The organism is Phaeobacter sp. JH20_34 (genome assembly GCF_048056095.1).
Taxonomy (GTDB): domain Bacteria; phylum Pseudomonadota; class Alphaproteobacteria; order Rhodobacterales; family Rhodobacteraceae; genus Phaeobacter; species Phaeobacter bryozoorum.
On the sequence record NZ_JAYMWT010000004.1, the window covers coordinates 1031924 to 1051806 of the forward strand.

At 63.2% G+C, this 19883-nt stretch carries 16 protein-coding genes; 12 read left to right on the forward strand and 4 right to left on the reverse strand.

The features are described 5' to 3' along the window. Positions 1–40: 40 nt before the first annotated feature. From miaA to VWZ81_RS06505, 6 genes are all read left to right on the forward strand, one after another. The gene (gene miaA, locus VWZ81_RS06480) at positions 41–913 is read left to right on the forward strand and encodes a tRNA (adenosine(37)-N6)-dimethylallyltransferase MiaA (protein WP_416542341.1); all 873 of its coding nucleotides are present in this window, start codon (positions 41–43) and stop codon (positions 911–913) included. Between the two features lie 306 nt (positions 914–1219). Next, positions 1220–2044: an AraC family transcriptional regulator gene (locus tag VWZ81_RS06485; protein ID WP_340545438.1), complete on the forward strand. Its 825-nt coding sequence runs from the start codon at positions 1220–1222 to the stop codon at positions 2042–2044. 410 nt (positions 2045–2454) lie between these two features. After that, positions 2455–4125: an ABC transporter substrate-binding protein gene (locus VWZ81_RS06490; RefSeq protein WP_416542342.1), complete on the forward strand. Its 1671-nt coding sequence runs from the start codon at positions 2455–2457 to the stop codon at positions 4123–4125. A gap of 139 nt (positions 4126–4264) precedes the next feature. Next, positions 4265–5317, forward strand: coding sequence for an ABC transporter permease (locus VWZ81_RS06495; protein ID WP_416542343.1), 1053 nt, complete (start codon positions 4265–4267; stop codon positions 5315–5317). A gap of 14 nt (positions 5318–5331) precedes the next feature. Beyond that, complete coding sequence (locus VWZ81_RS06500; RefSeq protein ID WP_340545435.1) at positions 5332–6774, forward strand: ABC transporter permease; 1443 nt, start codon at positions 5332–5334, stop codon at positions 6772–6774. Positions 6775–6876: 102 nt separating this feature from the next. Next, a complete protein-coding gene (locus VWZ81_RS06505; RefSeq protein ID WP_416539159.1) occupies positions 6877–8964 on the forward strand; it encodes a dipeptide ABC transporter ATP-binding protein in 2088 nt (695 codons plus the stop codon). Positions 8965–8991: 27 nt separating this feature from the next. On the opposite strand, the gene VWZ81_RS06510 is transcribed toward VWZ81_RS06505, so the two are convergent. Together VWZ81_RS06510 and VWZ81_RS06515 are read right to left on the reverse strand one after the other, a co-directional pair. Beyond that, positions 8992–9366 (reverse strand): hypothetical protein, encoded by a 375-nt coding sequence (locus VWZ81_RS06510; protein WP_416542344.1) that lies wholly within the window; start codon positions 9364–9366, stop codon positions 8992–8994. A 292-nt stretch (positions 9367–9658) separates the two neighbouring features. Next, on the reverse strand, positions 9659–10243 hold the full coding sequence (locus tag VWZ81_RS06515) for a lytic transglycosylase domain-containing protein (protein WP_340545432.1): 585 nt from the start codon (positions 10241–10243) through the stop codon (positions 9659–9661). Positions 10244–10585: 342 nt separating this feature from the next. Here VWZ81_RS06515 and ssb point away from each other — a divergent pair, with 342 nt between their 5' ends. Next, the gene (gene ssb, locus VWZ81_RS06520; RefSeq protein ID WP_340545431.1) at positions 10586–11113 is read left to right on the forward strand and encodes a single-stranded DNA-binding protein; all 528 of its coding nucleotides are present in this window, start codon (positions 10586–10588) and stop codon (positions 11111–11113) included. Positions 11114–11385: 272 nt separating this feature from the next. Continuing rightward, a complete protein-coding gene (locus VWZ81_RS06525; RefSeq protein WP_416542345.1) occupies positions 11386–13608 on the forward strand; it encodes a methyl-accepting chemotaxis protein in 2223 nt (740 codons plus the stop codon). Positions 13609–13751: 143 nt separating this feature from the next. Here VWZ81_RS06525 and aroB read toward each other — a convergent pair whose 3' ends face one another. Continuing rightward, positions 13752–14879, reverse strand: coding sequence for a 3-dehydroquinate synthase (gene aroB, locus VWZ81_RS06530; RefSeq protein ID WP_416536049.1), 1128 nt, complete (start codon positions 14877–14879; stop codon positions 13752–13754). Further along, positions 14879–15469, reverse strand: coding sequence for a shikimate kinase (locus VWZ81_RS06535; protein WP_340545429.1), 591 nt, complete (start codon positions 15467–15469; stop codon positions 14879–14881). Before VWZ81_RS06535 ends, aroB begins: the two co-directional genes overlap by 1 nt. An 81-nt stretch (positions 15470–15550) precedes the next feature. Between VWZ81_RS06535 and VWZ81_RS06540 the strand changes: the two genes are divergently transcribed. The 4 genes from VWZ81_RS06540 to VWZ81_RS06555 all read left to right on the forward strand — a co-directional run bounded on the left by VWZ81_RS06540 (position 15551) and on the right by VWZ81_RS06555 (position 19876). Beyond that, positions 15551–15700, forward strand: coding sequence for a hypothetical protein (locus VWZ81_RS06540; protein ID WP_340545428.1), 150 nt, complete (start codon positions 15551–15553; stop codon positions 15698–15700). Further along, complete coding sequence (locus tag VWZ81_RS06545; protein WP_416542346.1) at positions 15690–17438, forward strand: hypothetical protein; 1749 nt, start codon at positions 15690–15692, stop codon at positions 17436–17438. Before VWZ81_RS06540 ends, VWZ81_RS06545 begins: the two co-directional genes overlap by 11 nt. Before the next feature lie 24 nt (positions 17439–17462). Further along, positions 17463–18470, forward strand: a complete 1008-nt coding sequence (locus VWZ81_RS06550; RefSeq protein WP_416542347.1) for a site-specific tyrosine recombinase XerD — start codon at positions 17463–17465, stop codon at positions 18468–18470. Positions 18471–18565: 95 nt separating this feature from the next. Then, positions 18566–19876: an HlyC/CorC family transporter gene (locus VWZ81_RS06555; protein ID WP_340545425.1), complete on the forward strand. Its 1311-nt coding sequence runs from the start codon at positions 18566–18568 to the stop codon at positions 19874–19876. The last annotated feature ends 7 nt before the right edge of the window (positions 19877–19883 follow it).

The following is a 19883-nucleotide window of genomic DNA, read 5'->3' on the forward strand; positions in this document are numbered from 1 at the left end:
CCCCGCGCGCCGCAGAACATCCAAAGAACAGGACGCCCGCATGACCACCGCAACCCAGCTGCCAGACATCCCGCCCCACCAGCCGGTGCTGATCGCCGGGCCAACCGCCTCCGGCAAATCGGCGCTGGCGCTTCAGATCGCCGAAGCTCAGGGCGGCGTGATCGTCAATGCCGATGCCAGTCAGGTTTATGACTGCTGGCGGGTGATCACCGCCCGCCCCTCCCCCGAGGAAGAGGCACAGGCCCCGCATCTGCTCTATGGCCACCAGCCTTATGACGCCGACTATTCCGTCGGGCATTGGCTGCGCGAGGTGCTGCCGCTGCTGGACCAGGGCTCCCGTCCGATCATCGTCGGTGGCACCGGGCTTTATTTCAGCGCCCTCACGCAGGGCCTTGCGGAGATCCCTGCCACCCCGGCCGAGGTCCGGGCGCAGGCCGATCTGCTGTCGCTTGAGGATATGCGCGCGGCGCTGGATGCCGCGACGGCTGAGCGGATCGACCTTCTCAATCGCGCCCGGGTGCAGCGCGCCTATGAGGTGCTGACTGCGACCGGTCGCGGCCTGGCCGACTGGCAGGCCGAAACACCGCCGCCGCCGCTGCCGCTGGATCGCTGCACCGCGATTGTTTTTGACACCGACAAGGGCTGGCTCGAAGCGCGCATCCGCCGCCGCTTTGATGCGATGATGGAGGCCGGTGCGATGGAGGAGATTGCCGCCATGCAGGATCGCTATGATCCCGCGCTGCCCTCCTGCCGCGCAATTGGCGTGCCGGAGCTGATGGCGCATTACCTGGGCGCGATGACCGAGGCGGAGGCGCGGGAGCGGGCCTCGGTTGCGACCCGGCAGTTTGCCAAACGTCAGCGCACGTGGTTCCGCGCGCGAATGAAGCAGTGGACGCCCTACCGTCCGGCCTGAGGGCCGTCCGAACAGCCTCGAAAACACCGTCTGAACGCCGCCTTGGCGCTGCCCGGCACCCCGGCTTGCGTCCGGTCGATAGCGCGTCCGCTGGCCAGAATGACATCGGCGGCACGGTGCGCGGAACAGATGTGGACAAAATGTCCAGATGACCGCGCGTCATACGCACATTGTTGCCCAAACCCCATGCAGAGACCTGCAATTCTATTAAATCCTTAAGCATTTTTCGGCAAAAACTTGCCAGAATCAATTTTTCATGTCCATTTGCGCCAACCGAAAATACGAGCATCACATATCAACCAGCCTATGCCTTTTGACCCCACCCATATCGGCGAGATCACAGTCGCACCGCTGTCGCAGCTGACTCCCGATGGGCCTTGGCAGGTCGAATTGGCACATGACCGCCCCGAAAATCTGCTGATCTGGATCACCCGTGGCCAGGGGCGGGTCTTTCTGAACGGGCAGCAGCGTGGCTTTGGCCCCAACAGCGCCATCTTTGTTCCGGCCGGGACCCTGTGGTCGCTGGAGCTGGGTCGGCAGTGCATCGGCCAGGTCATGAATGTGCCCACCTCGACCCCGATGGATTTCCCCGATGCCGCCGACACGCTGCGCATCCCCGATGCTCAGGATCAGGCGGTGATCAACAGCATGTTCCAGGCCATGCAGGCCGAACAGCAGGATCGCCCCGCGCTGTGGTATCGCGCGATGCAGGCCCATGGCACGTTGATCGCAATCCACATCCGCCGCCTGATGGCGGAACGCAGCAGCACCAGCGGCAAACCCACCGCTGCCCAGCGGCTGGCTCAGGGTTATTGCGGGCGCATCGTCGAATGCTATGCCCAACATGCCAGCATGGCCGATCATGCCGCCGCGCTGAATGTGACGCCGACACATCTGACCCGCGTCTGCAAATCCGAAACCGGCAAGACGGCGGGCGCCCTGCTGACCGAGCGCCAGCTGCACGCGGCGCGCAGCCTGCTGATCAACTCTGAATTGCCGATGCGCGATATCGCCTCGACCCTCGGCTTTGGCAGCGCCGCCTATTTCACCCGCTTCATCACCCAGCACACCGGTGAAACCCCAAGCCGTCTGCGCAAACAGGCGCGCGAAAAGCTGAAACGCGCCGCCTGAGATATCAGGCCGCACCAGATCTCCCCCGCACCGTGTCCACCGAGCGCGCAGCGACGCCGCGCCTGCGCGCCTGCACCACCTCGCGCCGAATTCCCCAGCCCCTGGACCGCGCTAAACGTCCACGAGTCACCCCGGCGACAGACGCGCAGCCTACCGGCTGACTGTGCACATATGCCCAGTACTAAAACTTTCGGACTGGCCTCCCTTGGGGAAAAACGCAAAACCGACACCAACAATGTCGCAAAAGTCATGTGAAACGTCGACTTCTTACATTGACCTAACCCGCGATCTGGGGCCGAATGATCAGACGGGGAAACAATCTTTGAACACAGCACCTCAAACGGCGCCAGCCAGCTCAGATGGCCCGCCGTTCCAAAAGCGAAAACTTGCGGTGCAACAGGGAGAGCCACATGACAAAAGACACCATCACCGGGACCGATATCCACCCGGCGGCAAAGATGTATGCGACAGAAACCCTTGCTGGGAAGATGGATCGACGCGAATTCATGGTCCGCGCCACCGCGCTTGGCGTCAGTTCGGCTGCGGCATACGGCCTCCTTGGGCTTGACGCCCCTGTTCAGGCCGCAGGTCATGAACAGACCGGCGGCACCCTGCGCATGCAGATGGAAGTGCGCGCCCTGAAGGATCCGCGCACCTATGACTGGGCGCAGATCGCAACCTTTACCTCCGGCTGGCTGGAATTCCTGGTTGAATACAACAGCGATGGCTCCTTTGAGCCGCTGCTGCTGGAAAGCTGGGACGTCAACGAAAACGCGACCGAGTTCACCCTGCATGTCCGCAAAGGGGTGAAGTGGAACAATGGCGACGATTTCACCGCAGAGGACGTGGCCCGCAACATCACCGGCTGGTGCGACAAGAGCGTCGAGGGCAACTCGATGGCAGGCCGTATGGCGTCGCTGATCGACGCGGAGACCGGCCAAGCCGCCGAAGGCGCCATCACCGTTGTCGACAGCCATACCGTGCTGCTGAAAACCAACACTCCGGACATCACCATCATTCCGGGGATGGCTGATTATCCCGCGCAGATCACCCATTCCAGCCATACCGGCGACACCATGCTGGAGAACCCCATCGGCACCGGCTACATGCTGCCTGAGTCGATGGAAGTCGGCGTGAAAGGCGTCCTCGTACGCAACGAAGACCACGAATGGTGGGGCACCGCAGCGGGCAAAGGCGGCTATCTGGACCGGATCGAATTCATTGATTACGGCACCGATCCGGCGTCGTTCCTGGCGGCCTATGAGGCCGAAGAAATTGATATGAACTGGGAATCCGTGGGGGAATACGTCGATATCTTTGACGGCATCGGCCTGAACCGCTCGGAAATCGCCTCCGGCTTCACCATCGTGATCCGCCCCAACCAGCTGACCGAGGTCAACGGCACCAAGCCTTATGCCGACAAGCGCGTGCGCCAGGCGATTGCCATGGCGGTGGACAACACCGTCTGCCTTGAACTGGGCATGTCCGGCTATGGCATTCCGGCAGACAACTGCCATGTCGGCCCAATGCACCCCGAACATGACCCGACTGTGACGCGGCTGCCGTTTGACCCGGCCAAGGCCAAGGCGCTGATGGAAGAGGCAGGCATGCTCGACTATGAGCACGAGCTGCACTCCATCGACGACGACTGGCGCCGCAACACGACCGACGCGGTCGCAGCCCAGCTGCGTGACGCGGGCTTCAAGGTCAAACGGACCATTCTGCCCGGCTCGACCTTCTGGAACGACTGGGCGAAATACCCGTTCAGCTCCACCAACTGGAACCACCGCCCGCTCGGCACCCAGGTTCTGGGACTGGCTTACCGCTCCGGCGAAGCCTGGAACGAAGCCGGTTTTGCGAATGAAGAGTTCGACAGCCTGCTGGCCGAAGCCAACGCACTTGCAGATGTCGATAAGCGGCGCGAAGTCATGGCCAAGCTACAGGCCATCATGATTGACGAAGGCGTTACCATCCAGCCCTTCTGGCGGACCGCCATCCGCCACCACACCGACAATGTGGTCGGCGTCGACAAGCACATCGCCGATCTGCCCCAGATCTACAAATGGGCTTTCAAGGCCTGATCTGACACAGCGGGCCGCGCCGCACGGCGCGGCCCAAAGCTTCTGGCCGCAAGAAAACGCTCAAAAGCCTGGCAGGCCGCCGACTGCGGCCTGACCATTGGCCTAACTCAAGGCGTACAGCCACCAACGGGAGCATTCCATGGGACTGTTCATCCTCAGGCGCGTCGGGATCATGATCCTGACCGCGCTCTGCCTGACCTTCATCGTCTTCACGCTGACCAATCTCTACCCGAACCTTGAAAAACTCGCCAAGACCCAAGGCAACTTCCGCATGTCGGACGAGGCGGTTGCCAGCTGGCTGGAAAAGGGAGGGTATCTGCAACCGATGCCGGTAAAATACGGCCAATGGCTGGGAGTGCTGCCGGGCTGGACCACGGTGACAGATGAGGGGACCACAGGGCGCTGCATCACCGGGGTTCAACCCGCCGAAGAGGCAGCAGCCGCCCCACGTTTCTGCGGCATTCTTCAGGGCGACTGGGGCCATTCGAGCGTTTTCAAGGATGATGTCAGTTCCATCATTTCAACGCGCCTTGGCAATACCGGTTTTCTGATGATGTGGGTGCTGATCCTGATGGTGCCCTCGGCGCTCTTGATCGGGATCCTGGCCGGGATGCGCGAAGGCTCCGTCACGGACCGCACACTGTCAACCGCCTCGATCCTGACCACGGCAACCCCGGAATATGTCTCCGGTGTGATCTTCATGGCGGTCTTCACCTCCTCTGCCGTTGGCTTGAAATGGTTCAAGGGCACCGCAAATTCGGCGATGGTCGACGCCAATTTCGAAAACTTCTTCCTGCCGGTACTGACCATCGCCCTTTATGGCATCGGCTACATCGCCCGGATGACCCGCGCCTCCATGACCGAGGTGATGACCGCACAGTATATCCGTACCGCCCGGCTCAAGGGCGTCAGTTTTCCAAAAATCGTCATGCGTCACGCGCTGCGGAATGCGCTGATCGCCCCCTTCACGGTGATCATGCTGCAGTTTCCCTGGCTGCTGAACGGCGTGGTGATTGTCGAGACCCTGTTCAACTACAAGGGCTTCGGCTGGGCGCTGGTCGAGGCGGCTGGCAATAATGACATCGAACTGCTCTTGGGGATTTCGGTGGTCTCTGTCGTTGTCGTGCTGCTCACGCAGCTGATTTCCGACATTGGCTATGTCTATCTCAATCCCCGTATCCGGATTTCCTGAAGGAGGAACGCAGCATGGACCCTCTCAGCTGGACCGGAAGTCTTGCCTTTCTGAACCCGGTGCTGATCCTTGCCCTGGTGGCACTGGCGCTCTGCATCATTGCCTGGCTGGTGCTCAGCATCGTCACGGTCAGCCCGACAACAATGATCAACGCCCATGGCAGCGCCGGTCTCGCGACCACACCCGATGTGCTGGCCGGCAGGGCGGTGCGCCTCAGCTTTCTTGCGGTGATCGGACTGATCCTGATCTATATCCTCTTCGGCGTGCTGTTTGGCGCCAGCGGCGGCATCGTCGGTGCCATGGCGCGGCTGCTGCTGCCGGTCTGGATCGCGCTGGTGGTGCTGTTTGCGGTGTCGATGACCTTCAAGCGGCGGCTCGGTCTTTATGGCAAGCTGTTCGACAGCCCAATCGGTATGATCGGCTTTGCGCTGGTGATGTTCTGGGTCTTTACCGGTGTGCTGGGCGCGATGGATCTGATCTCACCGCACGACCCGCTGACCCAGGTCAGTGGCCTCAAGAACAAGCTGCCGGGCACCCCCCTGCCCGGCGCCGAGGCCGACAGCGGCATTGCGGCCTGGTATCTGCTTGGCGGTGACAACCTGGCACGCGACGTCTTCAGCCGCCTGATAGATGGCGCCTGGGTGGTCGTGCAGATCGCGCCGCTGGCCACGGTGTTTGCCTTTATGGTGGGGATCACGCTGGGGCTGCCTGCGGGCTATTACGGCGGCCTGTGGGACACGGTGCTGTCCTTCCTCGCCAACCTGATCCTGGCCTTCCCGGTGATCCTGCTGTTCTACCTGCTGGTCACCCCGGAGATCATCGCAACCGGGCTGCCGCAATATATCGCCGTGGTGCTCTTTGCCTTTCCGCTGATCTTTGTCGGGGTGCTGATCCACTCGCGCTTCCGCACCCGGCCGCAGCACAGCGCGCTCTGGCTGGCCGTTGTGCTGATCCCGGGCCTGCTGGGCTATCTGTCGCTGATCAATGAGGCGGGATCCAAGATCACCTTCTGGCCGCTCGATCTCTTTGACGTGCCGGGCGGTATTCTGGTGGTCTTTGTCTCGGTTGTCTTTGTCAATTCGCCCACCGTGTTCCGCATCGTGCGCGGGCTCACCATGGACATCAAGACCCGCGACTATGTCGCCGCCGCCCAGACCCGTGGGGAACGGCCCTGGTACATCATGCTGTGGGAGATCCTGCCCAATGCGCGCGGGCCGCTGATCGTCGATTTCTGCCTGCGCATCGGCTACACCACCATCCTCCTCGGCACGCTGGGCTTTTTCGGACTGGGCCTGCCACCGGAAAGCCCTGACTGGGGCAGCACCATCAACGACGGGCGCAAGCTGCTGTCGGTCTACCTGCACCCGCCGCTGCCGCCGGCGCTGGCGCTGCTGAGCCTGGTTCTGGGGCTGAACCTCCTGGCCGATGGCCTGCGCGAAGAAAGCCTGCGCGATTGATCCGAACCGGTCGGACCGGGGGCCAGCCCCCGGACCCCCGGGATATTTTGGGGCCAGAAGAAGGGCAGACCACCCTTCCAGCTCCAACAGGGAGATAAGATGATGAACAAACTGGCAGATTATGACGGCCCGATCCTGGAAATCGACAAGCTGTCGATCTCCTTTTTCACCCGGTTGCGCGAAATTCCGGCGGTGATGGATTTCTCCGTCACCGTGCAGCCCGGCGAGGCGGTGGGGCTGGTCGGGGAATCGGGCTGCGGCAAATCCACAGTGGCGCTTGGCGTGATGCAGGATCTGGGCAAGAACGGCCGCATCACCGGCGGCTCCATCAAGTTCAAGGGCCGCAATCTGGCGGAAATGAGCGCCGAAGAGCTGCGCGATGTGCGCGGCAATGAGATCGCGATGATCTATCAGGAGCCGATGGCCTCGCTCAATCCGGCGATGAAGATCGGCAAGCAGCTTATGGAAGTGCCGATGATCCACGAGGGCGTCAGCAAGGAAGAGGCCTATCGGCGCGCGCTGGAGGTGGTGAGCGATGTCCGCCTTCCCGACCCTGAGCGGATGCTGAATTCCTTTCCGCATCAGCTGTCGGGCGGCCAGCAGCAACGTATCGTGATCGCCATGGCCTTGATGTCGAAACCGGCGCTGCTGATCCTTGATGAGCCGACCACCGCGCTCGACGTGACGGTGGAGGCCGCCGTGGTCGAGCTGGTAAAGGATCTGGGCAAGAAATACGGCACCTCAATGCTGTTCATCAGCCACAACCTCGGGCTGGTGCTGGAAACCTGCGACCGGCTCTGTGTGATGTATTCCGGCGAGGCGGTGGAGCGCGGCTCCATCCATGATGTGTTCGACGAGATGCAGCATCCCTATACCCAGGCGCTGTTCCGCTCGATCCCGCTGCCCGGCGCGGATAAGAATGCCCGCCCGCTGGTGGCGATCCCCGGCAATTTCCCGCTGCCCCACGAACGCCCGCCCGGCTGCAACTTTGGCCCGCGCTGCGACTATTTCGTGGCCGGGCGCTGTGATGCCCAGGATATTCCGATGGCAGCCGTCCATGGCAACGACCGCCACCATACCCGCTGTCTGCGCCATGATGAAATCGACTGGAACGCCCCGATTGCCGCCGCTGTGCAAAAGGAAAAACCCGAGGTCGGCAAGGTGGTCCTGAAAATCGACAATCTGCGCAAATATTACGAGGTCTCGGCCAATGCGCTGTTTGACAGCGGCGCGCGCAAGGTGGTGAAGGCCAATGAAACCCTGAGTTTCGAGGCCCGAGAGAGTGAGACCCTGGCCATCGTCGGCGAGAGCGGCTGCGGCAAATCCACCTTTGCCAAGGTGCTGATGGGGCTGGAGACCGCGACCGATGGCGCCATCGAATTGGATGGCAAGAATATCGAAGCCACACCGATCGAACAGCGCGACACCCGCACGGTGTCCGATGTGCAGATGGTGTTTCAGAACCCGTTCGACACGCTGAACCCCTCGATGACCGTGGGCCGTCAGATCATGCGGGCGCTGGAAATCTTTGGCATCGGCGACAGCACGGCGGCGCGCCGGGAGCGGATGCTGGAGCTGCTGGATCTGGTCAAGCTGCCGCGGGCTTTTGCCGACCGGATGCCGCGCCAGCTGTCAGGCGGGCAGAAACAGCGCGTCGGCATTGCCCGCGCCTTTGCCGGTGGCGCCCGCATCGTGGTGGCGGATGAGCCGGTCTCGGCGCTGGATGTCTCGGTGCAGGCGGCGGTCACCGATCTTCTGATGGAAATCCAGCGCAAGGAGAAGACAACGCTCCTGTTCATCTCCCACGACCTCAGCATTGTGCGCTATCTCAGCGACCGGGTGATGGTGATGTATCTCGGCCATGTGGTGGAACTGGGCACCACCGATCAGGTCTTTGCCCCGCCCTATCACCCCTATACGGAGGCGCTGCTGAGCGCCGTGCCGATCGCCGATACCTCGGTTGAGAAACGCCATATCGTGCTGGAAGGCGATATTCCCTCGGCGATGAACCCGCCGCCCGGCTGCCCGTTTCAGACCCGCTGCCGCTGGAAGTCGAAGGTGGCCGATGGGCTCTGCGAACGCGAGGTTCCGCCGGTCCGCACCCTTGCGGGGGGCCATCAGGTGAAATGCCATCTCGACGATGCCGAACTGGCCCAGATGGAACCGGTGATCAAAATCGCCGCCGAGTGATCGGCGGCCAGGCCGCCTGCGAAACGATCAGCCCAGCAGCAGCATCACGATGATCAGCAGGTTCATCGAGGCAAACTGCATCAGTCGCGGCATATCGTGGCGGCGCAGCACGGCATAGGCGGCCAGTGCCAGAGAGGCCGCCGCCCCGGCGAGAGAGGCGCCGCCGATCAGCAGCCCGATCTGGCCGGTATTGGGTCCCCAGGGCGCGCCGGGCGTATAGATCCCCTTGAGGCCGACACCGATCAGGATGCCCAGAATGGCGCCCGCCAGCGTGAACTCCACGCCGCGGATCGCCAGCGGCGCGCGGTCGGCAATCACACTGTCAACGATCTGCGGCGACGGGCCGGACTGGGGCTGCCATTGCATCTGGTTCAGGCGTTCGTCGAAGCGTTTGAAAGACACCGGGATATTCCTCTTCTGAAGCTTCCGATTAGTTGCCAAGAGATTAAGGCAACTTTCTGGCAGCCAGACGGAGTTAACGCGGCATTAAGGAAGATTATCAGCGTATTAATGCCGATCCCCCAGACAATCGGCAAGCTGCTGCCGAAACTGCGTAGAATTTCAGATTTGAAGCTCAGATTTCAAACAGAGAAAACACGCAGACCCCCGGTCAATTGCGCCCCCAGCGCGCAGGCCCGGCGTGGTCCGGCTGCTGCGCGACAGTCACCCTGGCGCAATCCCCTGCCGGAGGGGCTTAGCTGCCCCAGATCTTCTTCACGTAGTTCTGGGTCTCGCGGTAGGGCGGCACACCGCCATGTTTGCGCACCGCTTCGGGGCCTGCGTTATAGGCCGCCAGCGCCAGCCGCCAGGATCCGAACTTGCGGTATTGCCGGGCGAGATAGCGCGCGCCACCTTCCAGGTTCTGCCTGGGATCGGTGGCATCCACCCCCAGCGCCTTGGCGGTGGCGGGCATCAGCTGTGCCAGCCCCAGCGCGCCCTTGTGGGATTTTGCCGTCGGGTTCCAGCCGCTTTCCTGCTGCACCAGTCGCAGAAACAGATCCTCCGGCACGCCGTGTTTCTGCGCCGCGGCCCGCGCAATGTTCAGATACTGGCCCCGATATTTACCACTATACGGCAGGCTGCCGTGTTTGGAGGGCGTATGGATGGTGGGCGGTTGCAGGCGGATCGAATTCTTGTACTGCCCGGCAGCGCGCTCATCCAGAACCCGCGCGTGCGAGGCAAACAGCTTGCGCTGGCTCTTTGTGCTGAACATATCTGCCGTTGCCATCTGGCCCGATACAACACCGGCCAGCGTGACCCCCACCAACAGCCTACGCATAAAACGCCCTGCCCTGTCCCTGTTTTTCCGTATCCTGGATTGCGCGAAACTATATCCGGATTGACTAAAAAGAAAAGAACCTTCGCGTTTCCTGCGGCTGCGGCCGGTGATGCGGGCGCCTCTCGCGCAAAATATGAGGATGACCTCAGATATCGCGGCCAGCCGACTTTCATGTGGCGACCCGGAGCGGTAGTGTGGCCGCCAACCCGGCGCGACCAGATTCGGACCGGACAGATTTCATACCCCGACGGGGCCCGCCGAAACCGCTGAGCTGGAGGGGTAGACCACCCGGCTTTTGCTGATTTTCGCGACTCCGAACGACCAGACCAAGAGGACAGACCCATGGCAGGCTCAGTCAACAAAGTAATCCTGATCGGCAACCTCGGCCGTGATCCCGAAGTGCGCAGTTTCCAGAACGGCGGCAAGGTCTGCAACCTGCGGATCGCAACCTCCGAGACCTGGAAAGACCGCAACACCGGCGAGCGTCGCGAAAAAACCGAATGGCATTCGGTCGCGATCTTCTCCGAAGGTCTGGTGCGCGTGGCAGAACAATATCTGCGCAAAGGCTCCAAGGTCTATATCGAGGGCCAGCTGCAAACCCGCAAATGGCAGGACCAGAGCGGCCAGGACCGCTATTCGACAGAGGTGGTCTTGCAGGGCATCGGCGGCACGCTGACCATGCTTGATGGCCGCAACGAAGGCGGCCAGGGTGGTGGCAGCGGCTATGGTGGCGGTCAGGGCGGCGGCAGCTATGGCGGCGGCGGTGGCTACGACAGCGGCCCCAGCGGCGGCGGTCAGGGCGGCGGCTTCGGCGGCGGCAACCAGGGCGGCGCATCGCATAATATCGACGATGACGAGATCCCGTTCTAAGGGCGAATCACAGTCACGAACCGGCGCCAAAAGCCCGGTCGACTGGTGTTTTTCCCGCGCAGACCTTCACCGGTCTGCGCATTTTTTTTGCAAAACCCTTAGTTCCCATAGCGATAGCGGCGGCGATTGATCCCAGCCAATAACCAGCAAAACAAGGCGATTTTGAATTCATCTTTTATCTAAAATCTCTATCGGGCGATAAAATACATATTCTATTAGCACCTCGAACCTACGGTTTTGCGGACCGATAACGTTAAGCCGGAGCGTAGAGTATGATCAGCCGACTGTTGCAGCGTATGTCCATCCGGGCAAAGATTATGACCCTCATCGGGTTGCCTCTCCTTATTATTATCGGGATATCCGGCGCGGTGCTGTACACGCTGAACAAACGGGCGAGTTTCGACACCACGCTGACCCGGGACATCATGCTGACCGCGAGCGAGCTGGTTCATAATCTACAGCTGGAGCGCGGCATGTCTGCGGAGTTCCTCTCCACCGAGGCGACCGCGCTCCCTGCCCGGCTGGAAACCCAGCGCCAGACATCGCAGGAGTTGCGCGAGCATATGCTGGAGGTGATCGAAACCGCCGATCTGTCACAGTTGCACGACAACACGCGTGTCTTCGTCAGTCTCGCCCATGACGAGCTGGAAGCCCTGGATGACATGCACCTCAAGATCGCGGATCGGGCCATCAGCGCGCCGGAAGCGGTCGAATTCTACAGCAAACTGAACCTCCACCTGCTGGAAACCGCCCTTGCCTTTGAGGTGCTGGTCCACGACACCGAACTGGCCGAGCGTGCGATGGCCTTTACCTATTTTCAGATGGCCAAAGACGCCTATGGCATCCAGCGTGCGGTCGGTGCCCAGGGCTTCGCCAACGGCTGGACCGAAAACCTGCAATCACGGATGCTCATTTCCTATATGCAGTCAAAAGAACGCATGCGCGTTTTCCATGAGCTGTCCGACAGCGAAAGCGTCGAGCTTTTTGACGGTCAGGCCGCAGGCGAAACCTATCAGACCTTTGCGAGTATCCGGTCGGATGTGCTCGCCGGTCGCGCCCGTCAGGACCTGACCGCCGAGGAGTGGTTCGAGATCGCCACCAATGCGATTGAGATTGTCAAAGAGGTCGAAACCGAGATCCGCGATCAGCTGATGGCCGATTTCGAGGCTTTCGACAGGTTCAACAACAATGCCTTCTACCAGACGCTGGCTGGCCTCTCCTTTGTGATCGTGGCGATAAGCCTGGGCGCGCTGGTGATGGCCCGCGATATCGCAGGCGGGGTGCGGATGGTAACCACCGCGCTGGAGCGCATCAGCTCCGGTGAGCTGGAGATCGACATCTCCGGCAAATCGCGCAAGGACGAGATCGGCAATATCGCGCGTCAGGCCGAAATCCTGCGCGGTCACGCCCTCGAAAAACGCGCGGCCGATGATCATCTGGACCGCGCGATGGCCGAACAGAAACTGGTCTCCGACGCCATCGCCGAAGCGCTGAGCCAACTCAGCAACAAGGTTCTGGTCTACCGTCTGAAAGACCATTTCCCCGAAGATTTCAAAAGCCTGCGCATGGATTTCAACGAACTGGCCGCCTCGCTACAGGATGCCATGAGCACCGTCCGCAGCGCCGCCCTGTCGGTTGGCGACGACAGCCAGACCATTGCCGCCAATATGGATGATCTGTCCCGGCGCACCGAATCGCAGGCCGCCGCGCTCGAACGCTCCACCCATGCCATGAACGAGATCACCACCAGCGTTGGCGAATCCGCCAGCAACGCCAAGGAGGCCGAGACCATCGCCGGCACCACTCAGGACAAGGTCAACGATTGCGAAGAGATCGTTCAGAAAACGGTGACCGCGATGGAGGAGATCCGCGCCTCCTCCGACGAGATTTCCCAGATCACCAAGGTGATCGAGGATATCGCCTTCCAGACCAATCTGCTGGCGCTCAATGCCGGTGTCGAGGCGGCGCGCGCTGGTGAGGCCGGTCGCGGATTCGCCGTTGTCGCCAGCGAGGTGCAGCGGCTGGCACAGCGCTGCTCCGATGCGGTGTCGCAGATCGACGAAATCACCGCCCGCAGCTCGGCACAGGTCAATACCGGATCCAGCCTCGTCGGCTCTGCCGGCAGCGCCATGTCCGAGGTCAGCACCCAGGTGAGCGCGATTTCCGAACTGATCGTCTCGATTGCAAAGGGGCTGGAGACCCAGTCGACCCAGCTGAGCGAGGTGAACCACGCCGTCGGCGAGATGGAACAGATGACCCAGACCAATGCCGCCATGACCGAGGAGACCACCGCCTCGGCCACGCAGCTGTTCCAGCAGGCACGCGAGCTGAACACGATGATCGGCGCCTTTCAGCTGGAAGGCACAGCAGCCCCCGCCTCAGCGCAGGAGGAGCACAGCGACGCGGAGATGGCGGCGCAGATGGCCGCCGCCGCCGAGCATGACGCCGCAGATATCGAAGCTGGCGTTGACGACGACGAATCCTGGGTCGCCTGATCCACAGCCCAGCCAGGCCAGATCCTCATCCGGCATATGACACAGCCCCCGCCATGGCAGGGGCTGTCGTCAGTTGAACGGCGTGCCGAGCAGCGCGCCGTCACGTCGGGATCAGGTCTGGGCCAGCGCCGCCCCTCAGGCCGTCACCGCTGCGCCAGGGCCTCGCGCAGCACCTCCAGCACCGCCTCCGGCGGCACGTCCCCGGTGACAAAAGCATGGCCGATGCCGCGCGCCAGAATGAACCGCAGCTGGCCATCGACCACCTTCTTGTCCTGCCCCATCAGCGCCAGCAGCGCCTCGGCATCCGGCAGGTCGCCGGGGATATCCGCGAGGTCGGTCTTCATCCCCATCGCCTTCAGATGCGCCCGCACCCGGCTGGGGTCTTCCTGGCTGCACAGGCCCAACCGCGCCGACAGCTCAAATGCCAGCGCGCAGCCGATCGCCACCCCTTCGCCATGCAGCAGCCGGTCACCATATCCGGTGGCCGCCTCCAGCGCATGACAGAAGGTATGGCCAAGATTAAGCAGCGCGCGGTCGCCCTGTTCGGTCTCGTCACGCACCACGATATCGGCCTTCATCTGCACCGAGCGGGTCACCGCCTCCACCCGTGCCGCGCGCGCACCGGCCGCCAATGTCGGCCCCTGCGCCTCCAGCCAGTCGAAAAACGCCGCATCCCCCAGCAGCCCGTATTTGACCACCTCGCCATAGCCGGCAAGAAAATCGCGCGGCGTCAGCGTGCTCAGCAGCGCGGTATCCGCCAGCACCAGCGAGGGCTGATGAAAGGCCCCGATCAGGTTCTTGCCCTGCGGCGCATTGATGCCGGTCTTGCCGCCGACGGAGCTGTCGACCTGCGCCAGCAGCGACGTCGGGATCTGCACAAACCGCACCCCGCGGCGCAACACAGCCGCCGCAAACCCGGCCAGATCGCCGATGACGCCGCCGCCAAAGGCGATGACGATGTCATTGCGCTCGACCTTCTGCTCCAGCAGCCATTCCACCGCGCGGCTGAACTGCGGCCAGCCCTTGGTGCTTTCTCCGGGGGGCAGCGCCAGCGCCGCCATCTCGATCCCCGCTTCCGCCAGCCCGGCCTGCAAGGCCTCCAGATGATGGGCAGCCACCGTCTCATCGGTCAGCACCGCCACTTTCGGACGGCGCAGCAATGGTTGCAGCCGCGCGCCCACATCCGCAAGAAGATCCGGCCCGATCACCACGTCATAGGCCCGCTCGCCCAGGTCGACATGCACAACCCGTTCCAAGCTGAACTGCACCATCATATCCACTCCAGCACGTCCGGGCGGGCGCGCAGCGCCTCGATCACCCGGTTCACCATTTCATCTATCGACGCCTGCCCGTCCGACACCACGGTCAGATCCGCCTGCGCATAATAAGGCACCCGTTCATGATAGAGCGCCGACAGCGTCGCATGGGGATCCTTGGTACGCAGCAGGGGCCGCGTGTCGCGGTGTTTGACCCGGTTCCACAGCACCTCAAGATCCGCATTCAGCCAGATCGCAACCCCGCGTTCGGAGATGATCCTGCGGTTTTCCTCGGCCAGGAACGCACCACCGCCGGTGGACAGCACGCCACGCTCCTCATCCAGCAGACGCCGGATCACCTGGCGCTCCTTCTGCCGAAAGAACGGCTCGCCATCGCGGGCAAAGATTTCGGGAATGGTGCGGTTGGCCGCGGCCTCGATTTCGTGATCGCTGTCCAGAAACGGGGCCTTCAGACGGGCAGCAAGGGCCCGGCCCACGGCCGTCTTCCCTGCCCCCATCATCCCCACCATGACGATGGTCTTCTTCAGCGCTCCGGGCACCCGGCGGTCACCCGCGCCACTGAGTGTTTGCTCTTTTTCGCTCATTCTTCAGTGAATGACGTGATATTGCTAAAAAGGCCATATATAACTTGCACAAAAGCCAAAGAAGCAGTCAGCGGGACACCCATGGGGCGATTGATCAAATACCTACTTTATTTAGTTATACTGGCAGCGATCGGATTGGTGATCTATGCCTATGTCGGGCCGTGGTTCGGGGCGGATTTCGACGCCCCCACCTCCGAGGTCCGCAAACCGGTGGTTCTGAATGCCGACTAGAAAACGGCGCGGTGAGTCGGCCCCTGCGCTCTCTCCCTCGGGCAGAGAATGCGAGGCCGCCCCCGCCCTGATCACCCAGCGACTGGCGCAGATCGCGTCCCTGACCCGCCCCCTGACGCTGAGCCTCGGGGTGGCGGTCGGCGTTGGCCTTGCCGCTTCGGCCCCGGCACAATCGCCCGCGACCACGCGCCCCCCCGCACCCGCTGCCACGCCCCCATCAACCACGCCCCCCGCGGCCAAGACGCCGCGACCGGGCAGCCGGGCCGCAAAACCGGATGATCCGCTCGCCGCCATCGACTGGCTAGCCACGCCGGCGCCGGATGCAGGGCTGCCCGGCACCGTTCTGCTGGAACCACCCGTCGCCGGGTCTGCCCGACGCCCCGAGGTCACCGTGACGCCGCTCGCCAGCCTTGTTGCGCCCGTCGGCCTTGTCAAACCCGCCTCCACCGGACTGCCCGTCGACCTGTGGCGCGGCAGCAGCGCCGAGGAGCTGGCCACCCTGCTGGCCGCCGTGCCTGTGCGCAACTCCCCGGCGATGCAGTCGCTGATGTTCACCCTGCTGCTGTCGGAAACCCGCCCGCCTGCCGAGGGCGGCGAGACGCTGCTGCTGGCGCGGCTGGACCGGCTGATGGATCTTGGCGCCCCGGACCCGGCGCAGGCCCTGGCCGAACAGGCAGGCCCCACCCGCAGCACCGCCCGGTTCAAGCGCTGGTTCGACGCCACCCTGCTGACCGGTGACGAGCAGACCGCCTGCCGTGCCCTGCAGGAACAGCCGCATTTGGCGCCCGATTACGCCGCCCGCATCTTCTGCGCCGCCCGGCTCGGCGACTGGCCGACCGCCGCGCTGCTGCTGGAGGCCGCCCATGCGCTTGAACTGGTCGACAGCCGCCAGCTCGACCTTCTGGACCGCTTCCTCAACCCCGATGTGTTCGAGGATGCCGCCCCCCTGCGAGCGCCCAAATCGCCGGATCCGCTGACCTTCCGCCTGTATGAAACCATCGGAGAACGCCGCCCGACCGCCAATCTGCCCCGCGCGTTTGCAGCGGCAGATCTGCGCGATATCGCCGGCTGGAAGGCGCAGCTGGAAGCGGCTGAACGGCTGACCCGCATCGGCGCGCTGAACCCCAATCATCTGCTGGGGCTCTACTCCGAACGCGCCCCCGCGGCGTCCGGCGGCATCTGGGACCGGGTTGCGGCGCTGCAACGCTTTGAAACCGCACTCGAAACCGGCAGCGCCGAGGCCGTCAGCAAGACCCTGCCAAAGGTCTGGCAGGCCATGCGCACCGCTGAGATCGAAACCGCCTTTGCCGATCTTTTTGCCGACCGGCTGGCGCGGATCCCGCTGGAGGGCAGCGCCGCACAGCTGGCCTGGCGCATCCGCCTGCTGGCCCCGACCTATGAAACCGCCTCCCACAGCCTGCCGGATCTGAAGGGCCACGCCGCCTTTGTCGCGGCGGTGGCGCAGGGCGTGCCCACTGCCGAGCTGGCACATAGCGGTCTTGAGCAGGCGATCGCCGCCGCCTTTGCCCCCGAAAGCGCTGCCCCCCGCAAGCTTCAGCGCCTGCTGGACAATGGCCAGCTCGGCGAATCGATCCTGCGCGCGATGCAGCTCTTTGCCCAGGGCGCCGAGGGCAATCTCGGCGATCTCACCGATGCGCTGGCAACCTTCCGCGCCGTCGGACTCGAGGATACCGCCCGCCGCGCCGCCTTGCAGCTGCTGCTGCTGAACCGTCGCTAGGCCCGCCGCCATGGTCCCTCCCCGATGAGCAGCCCCGCCAATGCCCCACAGGATGATCTGCAATGGATCTCCACCTTTCTGGATGCGCAGGCCGCCGATCTCGGTGCGGCGCGCAACACCTTGCTGGCCTATGGCCGCGATCTGAAGGATGTCGCCAGCTGGCTTGCCCATAAAAACCTCGGTTTTGGCAGGGCCTCCCGCGATGATATCGAGGCCTATCTGATCTCCTGCGACGCCGAAGGGCTGGCCCGCGCCACCCGCGCCCGCCGCCTCTCCGCGATCAAGCAGATCTACCGCTTTGCCTTTGACGAAGGCTGGCGCAGCGACAATCCCGCGATCCAGATCAAGGGGCCGGGACGCCAGAAGGCGCTGCCCAAGACCCTTGAGGTGATCGAGGTCGACCGGCTGCTCTATGCCGCCCGCCAGTCTGGCCGCAGCACCGCCGACCGGCTGCGCAACACCTGCCTGATGGAGCTGCTCTATGCCACCGGCATGCGGGTGAGCGAGCTGGTCGGCCTGCCGGTGGCGGCCGCGCGGGGCGATCCGCGCATGTTGCTGGTGCTGGGCAAGGGCGGCAAGGAACGCATGGTGCCTCTGTCGCCGCCGGCCCGCGATGCGCTGGCGGCCTGGCTTACCGCGCGCGACACCGCTGAGGAGGCCGCCGTTGCCAAAGGGGCCGCCCCCTCGCGTTTCCTGTTCCCGTCGCGTGGCAAATCCGGCCATCTGACCCGGCATCGGTTCTATCTGCTGATCAAGGAATTTGCCGTCGCCGGGGGCATCGCGCCCGAAGCGGTGTCGCCCCATACCCTCCGCCACGCCTTTGCCACGCATCTTCTGACCAATGGCGCCGATCTGCGGGCGATCCAGGCACTGCTTGGCCATGCCGATATTGCCACCACCGAGATCTACACCCATGTGCTGGACGCCCGGCTGAGCGAGCTGGTGCTGGACCATCACCCGCTGGCCCGCCCTGCCGGGGCTGCCGATCACCCCGCCCCACCGGGTAAAACCGACCTGTCGGGACCAGAATAGCTCCCGCACGGCGCGAGCGTGCCACCTCCCCCCTTGCGACAGGGCGGTCGGCACCCCATAACCATGGGGATCACAACATTTCTTTCGGGACTCTGATGGACAGCACCACGACCTTTGTCGATTCCACCTTCTGGACCACCGCCGGCGCAATTGTCTTTCTGCTGGTTCTGTCGGGGTTTTTCTCTGGCTCCGAGACCGCATTGACAGCCTCTTCGCGGGGCAAGCTGCGTTCGCAGGCCGACAAGGGCTCCAACGGCGCCAAACGTGCACTGGCGATCACCGAAGACAGCGAACGGCTGATCGGCTCGATCCTCTTGGGCAACAACCTGGTGAATATCCTCGCCACCTCGCTGGCCACCGCGCTGTTCACCCGCGCCTTGGGCGAAAGCGGTGTCGCGCTGGCCACCCTGGTCATGACCCTTCTGGTGCTGATCTTTGCCGAAGTCCTGCCCAAGACCTACGCCATCTCCAATGCCGAGAAAGCCGCCGCCGCCGTTGCCCCTCCGATTGGCATATTGGTCACGCTGCTGGCCCCCGTGGTGGGGGCCGTCCGCCTTCTGGTGCGCGGTGTGCTGCGCCTGTTTGGCGTACGCATCGACCCCAACAGCCACATCATGGCCGTCCGCGAGGAAATCGCCGGCGCCCTGCACCTTGGCCACTCCGAAGGTGTGGTCGAAAAGGAAGACCGAGACCGGATCCTTGGCGCCCTTGATCTCTCCGACCGCTTTGTCGAGGAAATCATGCTGCACCGCTCCAATATCGAGATGATCGACGCCAGCCTTGAGCCACAGAAGATCCTCGAACAATGTCTGACCTCGCCGCACACCCGCCTGCCGGTGTTCAAGGACGAGCCGGAGAACATCATAGGCGTGCTCCATGCCAAGGATCTTCTGCGGGAGATGTACGCCCAGATCGGCGGCCCCGACGGCGATGCCGCCTCGCTGCGCAACTTCAATATCACCAGCGTGACCAAACCGCCCTATTTCGTCCCGGAAACCACCACACTGGATGAACAGATGCGCCAGTTCCTGCGCGCACGCACCCATTTTGCGCTGGTGGTCGATGAATACGGCACCCTACAGGGCCTGATCACCCTGGAAGACATCCTTGAGGAAATCGTCGGCGAGATCACCGATGAATTCGACCCGGATGAGGAAACCGTGGTGAAGAAAACCAGCGACGGCAACTATCTGGTCGATGGCGCCACCACCATTCGCGATCTCAACCGCGCAACCGACTGGTCGCTGCCCGATGACGAGGCCAACACCATCGCCGGTCTGGTCATTCACGAGGCGCAGACAATCCCCGTCGTGGGGCAGGTCTTTTCCTTCCATAATTTCCGCTTTGAGGTCACCGCGCGCGACGGCAACCGCGTGACGGAGCTGAAAATCCGCCCGCTGCAATAACGCAACC